The organism is Streptomyces sp. NPDC031445 (genome assembly GCF_055581365.1).
Genome location: NZ_JBVIJO010000002.1, coordinates 494,351 through 508,112 on the forward strand (window position 1 = coordinate 494,351; position 13,762 = coordinate 508,112).

General features: G+C 72.7%; 12 protein-coding genes. 9 read left to right on the plus strand and 3 right to left on the minus strand.

Annotation, left to right across the window (positions count from 1 at the left end):
• Positions 1 to 5: 5 nt before the first annotated feature.
• Together ACZ5DC_RS08460 and ACZ5DC_RS08465 are read right to left on the minus strand one after the other, a co-directional pair.
• Positions 6 to 344 carry a hypothetical protein gene (locus ACZ5DC_RS08460; protein ID WP_468650654.1) on the minus strand — a complete coding sequence of 113 codons (339 nt, stop codon included), beginning with the start codon at positions 342 to 344 and terminating at the stop codon, positions 6 to 8.
• A 400-nt stretch (positions 345 to 744) separates the two neighbouring features.
• Positions 745 to 1,326 (minus strand): biotin transporter BioY, encoded by a 582-nt coding sequence (locus ACZ5DC_RS08465; protein ID WP_468650656.1) that lies wholly within the window; start codon positions 1,324 to 1,326, stop codon positions 745 to 747.
• Positions 1,327 to 1,763: 437 nt separating this feature from the next.
• On the opposite strand from ACZ5DC_RS08465, the gene ACZ5DC_RS08470 reads away from it, so the two are divergent.
• From ACZ5DC_RS08470 to ACZ5DC_RS08505, 8 genes are all read left to right on the plus strand, one after another.
• Entirely contained in the window at positions 1,764 to 2,963 is a 1,200-nt protein-coding gene (locus ACZ5DC_RS08470) for an ROK family protein (protein WP_468650658.1), read from the plus strand.
• A 206-nt stretch (positions 2,964 to 3,169) separates the two neighbouring features.
• Complete coding sequence (locus tag ACZ5DC_RS08475) at positions 3,170 to 4,213, plus strand: ABC transporter substrate-binding protein (protein ID WP_468650660.1); 1,044 nt, start codon at positions 3,170 to 3,172, stop codon at positions 4,211 to 4,213.
• Entirely contained in the window at positions 4,210 to 5,055 is an 846-nt protein-coding gene (locus ACZ5DC_RS08480; protein ID WP_468650662.1) for an ABC transporter permease, read from the plus strand. The genes ACZ5DC_RS08475 and ACZ5DC_RS08480 overlap by 4 nt, the downstream gene beginning before the upstream one ends.
• Positions 5,031 to 5,765, plus strand: coding sequence for an ABC transporter ATP-binding protein (locus ACZ5DC_RS08485; RefSeq protein ID WP_468650664.1), 735 nt, complete (start codon positions 5,031 to 5,033; stop codon positions 5,763 to 5,765). The genes ACZ5DC_RS08480 and ACZ5DC_RS08485 overlap by 25 nt, the downstream gene beginning before the upstream one ends.
• The gene (locus tag ACZ5DC_RS08490; RefSeq protein ID WP_468650666.1) at positions 5,762 to 7,099 is read left to right on the plus strand and encodes an LLM class flavin-dependent oxidoreductase; all 1,338 of its coding nucleotides are present in this window, start codon (positions 5,762 to 5,764) and stop codon (positions 7,097 to 7,099) included. The genes ACZ5DC_RS08485 and ACZ5DC_RS08490 overlap by 4 nt, the downstream gene beginning before the upstream one ends.
• A gap of 11 nt (positions 7,100 to 7,110) precedes the next feature.
• Positions 7,111 to 8,001, plus strand: a complete 891-nt coding sequence (locus ACZ5DC_RS08495) for a TauD/TfdA dioxygenase family protein (protein WP_468650668.1) — start codon at positions 7,111 to 7,113, stop codon at positions 7,999 to 8,001.
• A 122-nt stretch (positions 8,002 to 8,123) separates the two neighbouring features.
• Positions 8,124 to 9,509 carry an amino acid permease gene (locus tag ACZ5DC_RS08500; protein WP_468650670.1) on the plus strand — a complete coding sequence of 462 codons (1,386 nt, stop codon included), beginning with the start codon at positions 8,124 to 8,126 and terminating at the stop codon, positions 9,507 to 9,509.
• Between the two features lie 123 nt (positions 9,510 to 9,632).
• Positions 9,633 to 10,280, plus strand: a complete 648-nt coding sequence (locus tag ACZ5DC_RS08505; RefSeq protein ID WP_468650672.1) for a superoxide dismutase — start codon at positions 9,633 to 9,635, stop codon at positions 10,278 to 10,280.
• 111 nt (positions 10,281 to 10,391) lie between these two features.
• On the opposite strand, the gene ACZ5DC_RS08510 is transcribed toward ACZ5DC_RS08505, so the two are convergent.
• Positions 10,392 to 11,030, minus strand: a complete 639-nt coding sequence (locus ACZ5DC_RS08510; protein ID WP_468650674.1) for a mycothiol-dependent nitroreductase Rv2466c family protein — start codon at positions 11,028 to 11,030, stop codon at positions 10,392 to 10,394.
• Positions 11,031 to 11,168: 138 nt separating this feature from the next.
• On the opposite strand from ACZ5DC_RS08510, the gene pepN reads away from it, so the two are divergent.
• Entirely contained in the window at positions 11,169 to 13,748 is a 2,580-nt protein-coding gene (gene pepN, locus ACZ5DC_RS08515; protein ID WP_468650676.1) for an aminopeptidase N, read from the plus strand.
• The last annotated feature ends 14 nt before the right edge of the window (positions 13,749 to 13,762 follow it).

The window sequence follows — 13,762 nt, forward strand, 5'->3', positions numbered from 1 at the left end:
CCGCGTCAGGCGGTGGGGGAGGTTCCGCGCCGGGCGAGGGCGTGGTGCCGTACGCGCTGGGCGGCGGGCCCGGCGTCCTGACCCGGCAGCTGGGTACGCGGCCGACCACCTGCGGTGACCGGAGCCACACTCCGACGGGCTACCCCGACCCGCGACCCCGACCCGCGCTGGACGCTGCTCGGTACCGGCCAGAACCCGGGCGTGATGACCGAGCCGGAGGCCGGGCTCACCCCGGCGCGGACGCTGCACAGCGACTCGCCCGGCTTCGACGGACGGAGCACGGCGGGCGTGCGGGCCTGGGCGCGGACCGTGCCGGACGGGCCGGCCTCGTCCTCCACCACCATGCCGCGCCCGCACCCACCCGGGCCGCCCGCTGCGGGGCGCGTACGGCGACTCGCCCGGCTTCGACGGACGGAGCACGGCGGGCGTGCGGGCGTGGGCGCGGACCGTGCCGGACGGGCCGGCCTCGTCCTTCGCCGTGGCCGTGGGGCGCGTACGGCGGTCCCGGCGGCCCGGACGTCGTCGCCCCGCCAGCGGCGCGCTCGCGCGGCCGGTGCCGGACGTGGTGCCCCGGTGCGGGGGGCGGGCCGTGCCGGAGCCGGTGTTCGCGCTGCCGGGCGGCGGCACGCTCGGCCGGTCGCTCGACTTCGCCTTCGAGCGGTACGACGCCGGGACGCGGAAGAGGCTCGTCCGGGCGAGGGGGAACCTCCGACCCGGCGAGCCTCTTCCGCGGGAACTACGGCGTCAGCGCTTGTCGACCAGCTTCCAGGCGGTGGGCAGCAGGCCCATCGCCAGGGCGGCCTTGAGGGCGTCACCGATCAGGAACGGGGTGAGGCCGGCCGCGACGGCCTGGGACGCGGACAGGTGGGCGGCCAGGGCCAGGTAGGGGACGCCGACCGCGTAGATGACGGCCTCGCCGAGGATCATCGTGCCGGCCGTGCGCAGCGCGGAGCGGTCGGCGCCGCGGCGAGCCAGGGCGCCGACCAGCGCGGAGGCGAGCAGCATGCCGAGCACGTAGCCGAAGGAGACCATGCCCGCGCCGGAGGCGCCCTGCGCGAACCACGGCACGCCCGCCACACCGGCGACCGCGTACAGCGCGAGGGAGAGGAAGCCGCGGCGGGCCCCGAGCGTGGTGCCGACGAGCAGCGCGGCGAAGGTCTGGCCGGTCACCGGCACCGGGGAGCCGGGCACCGGCACGGACAGCTGGGCCGCGACACCGGTGAGCACCGCGCCGCCGACGACGAGGGCGACGTCACGGACGCGGGACGCGGGCAGCAGGTCGGCGAGGACGGCGCCGGGGCGGGCGGTGGCGGTGGCGGTGCTCATGGGGACTCCGCGGGTGACGGGGACATGCTGGGACAGGGTGACGCTATCCGAGCCGGCCGCGGCCGATCACCGTCAGCGCCCGACAAAGGGCGGAACGAGAGCTTCGTGGGCTCCGGACAAAGAGTGCCGGCTACACCGGCCGGGGCGTGACCCTGATCACGGAGGCAGGGACGTTTCGCTCACGTGAAGCCCGTGCTGACGAAACTGTGCGGTCTCACCAAACGGACGCCGGTCGTCTGGTCGGAGCCCTTCCCCCTGCCCTACCCTTCAGCCATGGTTGCCCAGGCCCGTTGTCTCACCTCGCGTCGCTATGTCGATCTGCGGCGCCAGGGCACGGCCACCTGTCGCCGTCCGGGATAGGGGCGGGCCGTCCGGCACGCCTCACCCCCTTCCGAGCCTCCGAGACGTGTCGGCCCCGCTCCCGAGGACGGTTCTCCATGCCCCGTACCGCCGTTCCCACCCTGCCCTCGCCCGTGCCGCGTGCCGCCGACAGCGACCGGCGGCGCACCAGCGCCAGCGTCGTGCTGCGCTCCGTGCTGGAGCACGGCCCGGTGGCGCGCAGCACCATCGCCCGGCTGACCGGGCTGTCCCCGGCGTCGGTGACCGAGCACTGCGCCCGGCTCGCCGAGCGCGGCCTGATCCGGGAGTCGGCCGCGCCCCGCCGCTCGGGCGGGGTCGGCCGGCCGCACGTGCCCGTCGACCTCGACGACACCCGTTTCCTGGTCGCCGGGGTGCACGTGGCCGTGCCGTACACCACGGTGGCGCTGCTGGACCTGCGGGGCCGGGTGGTGGCCCGGCGGGAGCTGCGGCACGAGCGGACCGACCCGGCCTGGGTGGTGGCGCGGGCCGCCGAAGGGCTCGCGGGGCTGCTCGCACGGATGCCGGGCCGGCGCCCGCTCGGGGTCGGGCTGGCGGTCGGCGGCTGGGTGGACCGGGAGACGGGCACCGTGGTCGAGCACGAGCTGCTGGGCTGGCGGGACGTGCCGGTGCGGGAGTTGCTGCGCGCCCGCGTCGGGCTGCCGGTCCAGGTGGACGGGCACGCGCGGGCGCTGGTGCACGGGGAGCGGCTGTTCGGACGGGCCCGGGGCAGCCGGAGCGTGCTCCACCTGTTCGTGGGCAACGTGGTCGACGCCGCCTTCGCCACCCATGACGAGGTGCACTACGGCCCCCGGTCCGCGGCCGGCGCGATCGCCCACCTGCCGGTGCCGGGCGGCACCGAGCCGTGCGCGTGCGGCCGTACCGGCTGTCTCCAGGCGGAGCTGAGCGAGCGGACGCTGTGCCGGCGGGCGCGGGCGGCCGGGGTGGCCGATCCGGCCAACCCGATGCGCGTGGTGGCCGCGGCGGCGGGCGGGGACCCGGTGGCCCGGCGGCTGCTGGTGGAGCGGGCGCGGGCGACGGGGCGGGCGGCCGGGCTGCTGCTGGACGTGCTGAACCCGGAGACGGTCGTCGTCACCGAGGTCGGTGTCATCCATGTCGAGGGGTGCCTCGAGGCGCTCCAGGACGCGGTCGGCACGGAGCGTTCCGCCGCCGTCCTCCCGACGAGTTTCCCGGATTCCGTGCTGGCGGTGGCGGGCGGGTCCGTCGTACTGGAGACGTTGTTCCGGGATCCGCTGGGTGCGTCACCTGAGGGTATTTAATTCAGAAACTCGGAATGTTGACACGGGTCGAGCATGGCCGGGAACATCCTGGTCATGAGCCCTCTCACGAGCTGTCGCACCCTCTGTTGCTGACGTGTTGCCGCGCATGAAGCGCGTGTTTCCCGCTGCGTGAGTCCTCTTCCTCCGGCCTGCTTCTCCCGGAATTCCTCCTGCTTTTCTCTTATTTTTCTCCTGGGAGTCCTCCCATGCACCGTCGTGCCTTTCTCACCTCCGTGTTCGGCGCGTCCGCCGCCGTCGCCGGACTGTCCGGCTGCGCGCAGGGCGACGCCGCCGCCGACACCCGTGGTGCCGCCACCGCACCGCTCGCCGACGAGGTCCCGGCCGGCACCAGCCTGAAGATCGCCTCCTACCTGGGCCAGCAGCAACTCCAGTTCCGGCTGGCGAAGCTGCCCGAGCTGCCGTTCAAGGTGGCCGACTGGGTGAACATCGGCGCGGGCCCGGACGTGATCAACGCGTTCCGCGCCCGGTCCCTGGACCTGGCCAACAACGCGGGCATCCCGCCGATCCAGGCCCACTACCAGGGCTTCGACGCGAAGATCGTGGCGATCGACATCACCCGCAAGCCCAGCTACCTCTTCGCCACCAGGCCCGGCAGCGACATCCGCGCGGTCGCGGACTTCAAGGGCGGGAAGCTCGCCTTCTCGCAGGGGCAGGCCCAGGGCGTCGTGCTGCTGCGGGCGCTGAAGAAGGCGGGCCTCGGCTACGACGAGGTGAAGCTGGTCCCGCTGACCAGCAACCAGTTCTTCACCGCCCTGCAGTCCGGGCAGGTGGACGTGGCCCCGCTCGCCGTCAGCCAGGCGCCCGCCTACCTGAAGCAGTACGCGTCCAAGGGCGCCCGCTCCATCCCCACCGACGTCGTCGACCTGCTCAACCTGCTGTGGGCGCCGCGGTCCGTGCTGGACGACCCGGCGAAGGCCGCCGCGATCGCCGCCTACATCCCGCAGTGGGCCAAGGGCCAGGTGTGGCAGTACGAGCACCGGGACGTCTGGAACGAGGAGTTCTACGTCAGGACGCAGAACCTGACCCTCGCACAGGCGCGGGGCATCGCCGCCCTGGCCAACAAGCCGCTGTTCCCGCCGAGCTGGGACGAGGCGATCAGGTGGGAGCAGGAGACCGCGGATCTGCTCGCCGAGGGCGGCTTCGTGAAGAAGTTCGACGTGTCGTCGCTGTTCGACCACCGCTTCGAGTCCCTCGCCGCCAAGGCCGTACCCAAGGAGTACCGCAGGTGACCGCCGTGACCACGACGACCGCCGTCCCCGGGACCACCACCGGGGACCTCCCCCAGGTCCGCCGGCGCCGCCGGCTCTCCCCCGGACGCCGGCTGCCCGCCGCCCGGCTCATCGGCCCGCTGGTGCTGCTCGCCGCGTGGGCCGCCGCCTCGGCCGCCGGGGCGCTGGACACGGGGGCGATCCCCGCGCCCTGGACCGTCCTGCGCACCGCCGGCCGCCTGTGGACCGACGGCACCCTGCCCACCGACGTGCTGACCTCCCTCAGGCGGGCGGGCTACGGCTTCGCGATCGGCCTGAGCGCCGGGGTGCTGCTCGCCCTCGCCTCCGGTCTGAGCCGGGCCGGGGAGGCGCTGATCGACGGGACCGTGCAGCTCAACCGGGCGATCCCCACCCTCGGTCTGATCCCGCTGTTCATCCTCTGGCTGGGCATCGGCGAGACCTTCAAGATCGCCATCATCGCGATCGTCGTGTACGTCCCGGTCTACCTGAACACGCACGCCGCGCTGTCCGGCATCGACAGCCGTTTCGTCGAACTCGCCGAGGTGCAGGGCCTGTCGCGGCTCGCCTTCGTCCGCCAGGTGGTGGTCCCCGGCGCGCTGCCCGGATTCTTCGTGGGCCTCCGGCTCGGCGTCACCGGCTCCTGGCTGGGCCTGGTGGTCCTGGAGCAGATCAACGCCACCAGCGGGCTCGGCTACCTGATGTTCCAGGCGCAGAACTACGGCCAGACCGACGTCATCCTGGTCGGCCTGCTGATCTACGGCGTCTTCGGCCTGGTCTCCGACAGCGTGGTCCGCCTGATCGAACGGAGGGTGCTGTCATGGCGCCGCACACTGAGCAACTGACCCGGCCCGCCGTGCGGCTGCGCGGCCTGACCCGCTCGTTCGCGGGCCGTACCGTCCTCGACGGCATCGACCTGGACCTGCCCGCCGGGCAGTTCACGGCCCTGCTCGGGCACAGCGGTTCCGGCAAGTCGACCCTGCTGCGGGCGATCGCCGGCCTGGACCACGGGGTGGCCGGCGACGGGCGGCTGACGGCGCCCGAGCGGGTGTCGGTCGTCTTCCAGGACTCGCGGCTGCTGCCCTGGCGGCGGGTGCTGGACAACGTCCTGCTCGGCCTGGACGGCAAGGACGCCGGGGAGCGCGGCCGGGCCGCCCTGGCAGAGGTCGGCCTCGCGGGACGGGAGCGGGCCTGGCCGGGCGAGCTGTCGGGCGGTGAGGCGCAGCGGGCGGCGCTGGCCCGCTCCCTGGTCCGCGAGCCGGAACTGCTGCTGGCGGACGAGCCGTTCGGGGCGCTGGACGCGCTCACCCGGATCAAGATGCACCACCTGCTGCGCGAGCTGTGGACGCGCCACCGGCCGTCCGTCCTGCTCGTCACCCACGACGTGGACGAGGCGATCGTGCTCGCCGACCGGGTCCTCGTCCTGGACCGGGGCCAAATCGGCCTCGACCTGACCATCGACCGTCCCCACCCGCGCTCGTACCGCGAGCCGCTGCTGGGCGAGTACCGCGAGCGGCTGCTGGCCGCCCTCGGCGTCACGGAGGACCACCGGTGACCGCGAGACGGCTCCGCCTCAACGCGTTCCTGATGAACACCGGACACCACGAGGCGTCCTGGCGGCTCCCCGAGAGCGACCCCTACGCCCACGTGGAGCTGAGCCACTACGTCCGGCTCGCCCGGATCGCCGAACGGGGCACCTTCGACTCGCTCTTCCTCGCCGACGGCCCCCAGCTGTGGAGCAACCTCGCCCAGCGGCCGGCCGGCGCGCTGGAACCGCTCACCCTGCTGACCGCGCTGGCGACGGCCACCGAGCACATCGGCCTGATCGCCACCGCGTCCACCTCCTACAACTCCCCGTACAACCTGGCCCGCAGGTTCGCCTCGCTGGACATCGTCAGCGGCGGCCGGGCCGGCTGGAACATCGTCACCACCGCCGGCCAGGAGGCCGCCCGCAACTTCGGGCTCGCCGACGAGCCCCCGCACGCGGAGCGGTACGCGCGCGCCGCCGAGTTCCTGGACGTGGCCCTCAAGCTGTGGGACAGCTGGGAGGACGACACGATCGTGGCCGACAAGGCGGCCGGCGTCTGGGGCGACGACAGCAAGATCCATCCGCCCCGGCACCGGGGGACGTACTTCAGCGTCGCCGGCCCCCTCAATGTGCCGCGCACCCCGCAGGGCTACCCGCTGCTGGTCCAGGCCGGGTCCTCGGAGGACGGCAGGGCCTTCGCCGCCCGGTACGCCGAGGCGGTGTTCACCGCCCAGCAGACCCTCGCGGGTGCCCAGGACTTCTACGCCGACCTCAAGTCCCGTGCCGCCCGGGCGGGCCGGGACCCCGGGCGCCTGAAGGTGCTGCCCGGGATCGTCCCGGTGCTCGGGTCCACGGAGGCCGAGGCGCGGGCCGCCGAACGGCTGCTGGAGGACCACATCGTGTACGAGCACGGCGTGGTCCGCCTGGAGAACCTGCTGCGGCTCCCGGCGGGCACGCTGGAGCTGGACGGTCCGCTGCCCGACGACCTGCCGCCCGAGTCCGCCGTCGAGGGCGCCAAGAGCCGCTACACGCTCGTCGTGGAGCTGGCCCGGCGCGACCGGCTCACCGTCCGGCAGCTGATCGGTCGGCTCGGCGGCGGGCGCGGACACCTCACCTTCGCCGGGACGCCGGAGCAGGTCGCCGACCGGATCGAGACCTGGTTCACGCGGGGCGCCGCCGACGGTTTCACCATCATGCCGGCCGTGCTGCCCTCCGGCCTGGACGCCTTCGTCGAGCACGTCGTACCGCGCCTGCGCGCCCGCGGTCTGTTCCGCACCGAGTACGGGCCCCGGCAGACCCTCCGGGAGCGCTACGGCCTCCCCCGCCCCGCCAACCAGTACCTGACCCCCGCCTTCGGCTGAGAGGAACCCCGATGTCCGTCGAGTTCACCAAGGTCACCGCCCGGATCGGCGCGCGCGTCTCCGGCGTCGACATCACCCGGCCGCTCGCCCCGGAGGAGGTCACCGCGATCCGTGAGGCCCTGGGCGTCCACAAGGCGCTCGTCTTCGACGCCGGGGACCTGGACGACGCCGGCCAGCAGGCGTTCGCCCGCCACTTCGGCGACCTGACCACGGCCCACCCGACGGTCGGCGCGGTGGACGGCGCCCCGAACGTGCTGCCGGTCGACAGCGAGCGGGGCCGCGCCAACCACTGGCACACGGACGTCACCTTCGTCCTGAACCCGCCGCAGGCCAGCACCCTGCGTTCGCTCACCGTGCCGCCGTACGGCGGCGAGACGCTGATCGCGAACGCGGCGGCGGCCTACCGCGACCTGCCCGAGCCGCTGCGCCGCCTGGCCGACACCCTGTGGGCGGAGCACACGAACGACTACGACTACGCGGTGCCGGACGAGGAGATCGACGAGGAGCGGGCGGCCCAGCGCGCCCAGTTCACCTCCATCGCGTACCGCACCGCGCACCCCGTGGTCCGCGTGCATCCGCTGACCGGGGAGCGCGGGCTGTTCATCGGCGGTTTCGCGCAGCGGATCGTCGGCCTGTCGGCGGGCGAGTCCCGCAAGGTGCTGGACCTGCTCCAGGCGTACGTCACCCGGCCGGAGAACGTGCTGCGGCACCGCTGGTCGGAGCGCCAGCTCGTCCTCTTCGACAACCGCGTCACCCAGCACTACGCCATCGACAACTACGACGGTCTGCCGCGCCGCCTGCACCGGGTGACCGTCGCCGGTGACGTCCCGGTCGGCATCGAGGGCAAGGAGAGCTACTCGATCGAGGGCGACGCGTCGCACTACACGCCCGTGGCCGCGTGACCGTGGGCTGACCCTGCGTACACCGGGTGTCCGGATAGTGGGCGGCCCTGTCACGCGAGCGGACGGGCCGCCCAGACTGGCGGGGTTTTTGCCCGCCTATCGCACTGGGAGAGCCGCCCCCCATGCCCAGCAGCACGACCACCGGGACGCCGCCGCAGCAGCGGACGGACGCCTCCCTCTCCCACGGCCTCAAGCAGCGCCACCTGTCGATGATCGCCCTGGGCGGGGTGATCGGCGCGGGCCTCTTCGTCGGTTCCGGCGCGGGCATCGCCGCCGCCGGCCCGTCCATCGTGGTCGCCTACGCCCTCTCCGGCGTCCTGGTGATGCTGGTGATGCGGATGCTCGGCGAGATGTCGGCCGCCTACCCGTCCTCGGGCTCCTTCTCGGCGCACGCCGAGCGGGCGATCGGCCCGTGGGCGGGCTTCGCGGCGGGCTGGTCCTTCTGGGTGCTGCTCTGCACGGCGGTGGGCCTGGAGGGCATCGGCGCCGCGAAGATCGTCCAGGGCTGGCTGCCGGGCACCCCGCAGTGGATGTGGGTCGCGCTGTTCATGGTCGTCTTCTGCGGGGCGAACCTGGCCGCCGTGAAGAACTTCGGCGAGTTCGAGTTCTGGTTCGCCGCGCTGAAGGTGGGCGCGATCAGCCTGTTCCTGGTCCTGGGCGGGCTGGCCATCGCGGGCGTGCTGCCCGGCACCGACTCCCCCGGCGCGTCGCACCTGACCGACTTCCTGCCGCACGGCAGCGAGGGCCTGCTGGTCGGCCTGCTCGCCTCGGTCTTCGCGTACGGCGGACTGGAGACGGTCACCATCGCGGCGGCCGAGTCGGAGGACCCGGTGCGCGGTGTCGCCTCGGCCGTGCGCACGGCGATGTGGCGGATCGCCCTGTTCTACATCGGTTCCATGGCGGTCGTCGTCACCCTGGTCCCCTGGGACTCCGCGGACCTCGTGGCGAAGGGCCCCTACGTCGCCACCCTGGACCACCTGGGCATCCCCGGCGCGGGCCAGCTGATGAACGTGGTCGTCCTGGTCGCCCTGCTGTCCGCGATGAACGCCAACATCTACGGCTCCTCGCGCATCGCCTACTCGCTGGTCGAGCGCGGCCAGGGCCCGAAGGCGCTGGCCGGGCTGTCCGGCGGGGTCCCGCGCGCCGCGGTCCTCACGTCCTGCTTCTTCGGCTTCGTGTGCGTGCTGCTCAGCTACTGGCGCCCGGACGACGTCTTCCCCTGGCTGCTGAACATGATCGGCGCGGTCATCCTCGTCGTCTGGATCTTCATCGCGGTCTCCCAGCTGCTGCTCCGCCGCCGCATCGAACGCGAGGCCCCGGGGAAGCTGGTCGTGCGCATGTGGGGCTTCCCGTGGCTGACCTGGGTGGCGCTGGCCGGCATGGTCGCGATCTTCGCCTTGATGGCCCGCGAGCCGGACACCCGCGTCCAGCTGTACTCGACGGGCGGGATGACGCTGGTCCTGGCGGCTGTGGGGTACGCCCGGCAGCGGGCGCGGGCAGGGCGCTGACCGCCGTGTCCCGCGACAAGGCCCCCGCGTGCGACACGTGGGGGCCTTTCTGTTGCTCCGAGGTTGTTGTTGCTAGCGTGTAGTTGCAAGGTACTTGCAATAAGGTTCCGGAGGGGATCACCCATGCCCGTCTACACGCTGCCCGACCTGCCCTACGACTACGCGGCGCTCGCTCCCGTGATCAGTCCCGAGATCATCGAGCTGCACCACGACAAGCACCACGCGGCCTATGTGAAGGGCGCGAACGACACGCTGGAGCAGCTCGCCGAGGCGCGGGACAAGGAGGCGTGGGGGTCGATCAACGGCCTGGAGAAGAACCTGGCGTTCCACCTGTCCGGGCACATCCTGCACTCGATCTACTGGCGGAACATGACGGGCCCGAAGGACGGCGGCGGCGAGCCGCTGGCGGCCGACGGCGTGGGCGAGCTGGCCGAGGCGATCAAGGAGTCCTTCGGCTCCTTCGCCGCCTTCAAGACCCAGCTGTCCAAGGCCGCCGCGACCACCCAGGGCTCCGGCTGGGGCGTCCTCGCCCACGAGCCGCTGAGCGGGCGGCTGGTCGTGGAGCAGGTCTACGACCACCAGGGCAACGTCGGCCAGGGCTCCACCCCGATCCTGGTCTTCGACGCCTGGGAGCACGCCTTCTACCTCCAGTACAGGAACCAGAAGGTCGACTTCATCGAGGCCATGTGGCAGGTGGTCGACTGGCAGGACGTCGCCAAGCGCTACGAGGCGGCGAAGTCCCGCGCGAACGTGCTGCTCCTGGCCCCCTGAGAACGTCCCGCCTCGTGATCGTCTTCTCACCCTTCACGACGGCGGGCGGATGGGAGAAGACCCCCGTGAGGACGTGACTCACGGGGGTCTTCGCCTGCGCGGCGCCGAAGGTCACAGGTTGCTGAAGTCCGGGCCCTTGGTGCGGCTGCGCTTGATCTCGTAGAAGCCCGGGACCGAGGCCACGGCGATCGTGCCGTCCCACAGGCGGGCCGCCTCCTCGCCCTTGGGGGCGGGGGTGACGACCGGGCCGAAGAAGGCGATCTGCTCGCCGTCGGGGCCGGGCACCGCGATGACCGGGGTGCCGACGTCCTGGCCGACCTTCTCGATGCCCTCCTTGTGGGAGGCGCGCAGCTCGGGCTCGTACGGGGTGGAGTCCCAGTGGTCCATGAGGGACTCGGGCAGCCCGACGTCCTTCAGCGCGGCGGCCACGGCCGGCTTCTCCGGGCCCTCGCCCTGGTTGTGGATGCGGGTGCCGAGCGCGGTGTAGAGGTCGCCGAGCACCTCCGCGCCGTGCTCCTGCTGGGCCGCGATGACGACGCGGACCGGCCCCCACGCCTTGGTCGCGAGCATCTCGCGGTACTCCTCGGGCAGCTCGTCGAGGCGGTTCTCGTTGAGCACGGCGAGGCTCATCAGATGCCAGCGGACCTCGATGTCCCGTACCTTCTCCACCTCCAGCACCCAGCGAGAGGTCATCCAGGCCCAGGGGCACAGCGGGTCGAACCAGAAGTCGACGGGGGTCTTGTCCGGCATGTCTCTCCTCGTGGGGAAGGCCTTTCCCGGAGAAACGCGGCTGCCCGCTGTGCCATTCCCCGTCACCCCTGTCAGGAGCACATGGCAGGATCGGTGCTGTTCAGCCGCCATACACGCGATCACGAGGGAGTGCCGTCCGTGCCCGGTGAGAATCTGTCCCGCGACGAGGCCCGGGAACGGGCCGCCCTGCTGTCCGTCGACGGCTACGAGGTGTCCCTGGACCTGCGGTCCGCCGTCGGCGACGCGGGCGGCGAGCCGCGCACGTTCCGCTCGGTGACCACCATCCGCTTCCGCTGCAACGAGCCGGGGGCCTCCAGCTTCGCCGATCTGGTCGCGCCGGGCGTGACGTCCGTGTCGCTCAACGGGCGGGACCTGGACCCGGGCGAGGTGTTCGACGGCTCCCGGATCCTGCTGGAGGACCTGGCCGCGGAGAACGAGCTGGTGGTGGACGCGCAGTGCGCCTACTCCCGCACCGGCGAGGGCCTGCACCGCTTCGTCGACCCCGAGGACGGCGAGGTCTACCTGTACACGCAGTACGAGCCGGCCGACGCCCGCCGGGTGTTCGCGAACTTCGAGCAGCCGGACCTGAAGGCGCCGTACCGCTTCGAGGTGCGGGCGCCGCGGGGCTGGACGGTGTGGAGCAACGGCGCCGGTGAACTCGCCGACGGGGTCTGGCGGTTCGCGGAGACGAAGCCGATCTCGACGTACATCACGTGCGTGGTGGCGGGCCCGTACCACTACGTGACGGACTCCTACACCCGGACCTTCGAGGACGGCACCGAGCTGGAGATCCCGCTCGGCGCGATGTGCCGCAAGGGTCTGGCGCCGCACTTCGACGCGGACGACGTGTTCCTGGTGACCAAGCAGGGCCTGGACTTCTTCCACGACCACTTCGACTACCCGTACCCGTTCGGGAAGTACGACCAGGCGTTCGTGCCGGAGTACAACCTGGGCGCGATGGAGAACCCGGGCCTGGTGACCTTCCGCGAGGAGTACATCTTCCGCGGGAAGGTGACGCAGGCGTCGTACGAGGCGCGGGCCAACGTCATCCTGCACGAGATGGCGCACATGTGGTTCGGCGACCTGGTCACCATGGAGTGGTGGGACGACCTGTGGCTGAAGGAGTCCTTCGCGGACTTCATGGGCACGTTCGCCAACGTGGGCGCGACCCGCTTCAAGGACGCGTGGACCACCTTCGCCAACCGCCGCAAGGCCTGGGCGTACCGCGCGGACCAGCTGCCGTCCACACACCCGATCACGGCGGACATCCGCGACCTGGAGGACGCCAAGCTGAACTTCGACGGCATCACCTACGCCAAGGGCGCCTCGGTGCTCAAGCAGCTGGTGGCGTACGTCGGCCAGGACGCGTTCCTGGAGGGCTCCCGGCGCTACTTCAAGCGGAACGCGTACGGCAACACGCGCCTCGGCGACCTGCTGTCGGTGCTCGCGGAGACCAGCGGCCGGGACATGACGGCGTGGGCGGCCTCCTGGCTCCAGACCGCCGGGGTGAACACGCTGACCCCGCAGGTGCTGCTGGACACCGAGGGCGGCCGGATCGCCGAGCTGGCGATCCTCCAGGAGGCCCCGGAGTCGCACCCGGAGCTGCGCCCGCACCGGATCGCGGTGGGCCTGTACCGGCGTACGCCCGGGGGCGCGCTGGAGCGGTACGCGCGCGTGGAGACGGACGTGCACGAGCCGCGTACCGTCGTGGCGGAGCTGGCGGGCACCGAGGCGCCGGAGCTGGTGCTGGTCAACGACGACGACCTGACCTACTGCAAGGTCCGGTTCGACGAGACCTCGCTGATGACGCTGCGGACGCACCTGGGCGCGCTCACCGATCCGCTGGCCCGCGCGCTGTGCTGGTCGGCGCTGTGGAACCTGACCCGGGACGCCCTGCTGCCGGCGCGGGACTTCATCGGTCTCGTGCTGCGGTTCGCGGGCCGCGAGTCGGACATCGGGGTGCTCCAGATGCTGCACGCCTGGGCGAACGCCGCGCTGACCCACTACGCGGCGCCGGACTGGCGGGAGACCGGCGGGGAACTGCTGGCCGAGGGGGCGCTGCGGGAGCTGCGGCAGGCGGAGCCGGGCAGCGAGCACCAGCTCGCGTGGGCGCGGTTCTTCGCGTCGGTGGCGTCCGCCGAGCCGGACCTGAAGCTGCTGACCGACCTGCTGGACGGCACGGTCGAGATCGAGGGGCTGGAGGTGGACCAGGAGCTGCGCTGGGCGTTCCTCGAGCCGCTGGCCGCGCACGGGGCGGCGGACGAGTCGGTGCTGGCGGCGGAGCTGGTCCGGGACGACACGGCGTCCGGCAAGCGGCACCAGGTGCGCTGTCTGGCCGCGCGGCCGTCGGCGCCGGTCAAGGCGCAGGCGTGGGCGCAGGTGGTGGAGTCCGACGCGCTGTCGAACGCGCTGGTGGAGGCGACGATCTCGGGCTTCCAGCAGCCGTCGCAGCGGGAGCTGACCGCGCCGTACGCGCAGCTGTACTTCGCGGCGGTCGAGCGGGTGTGGCGGGAGCGGTCGATCCAGATCGGCATGGACGTGGTGCGGGGTCTGTTCCCGGCGTACCAGGACCGGCCGGAGACGCTGGAGGCGACGGACGCGTGGCTGGAGGCGCACCGGGACGCGGCACCGGCGCTGCGCCGGCTGGTGCTGGAGGCGCGGGACGACCTGGCGCGGGCGCTGCGCGCGCAGGAGTGCGACGCCGCGGCCGGCCGGTGAGCTTTGGCCTGAGC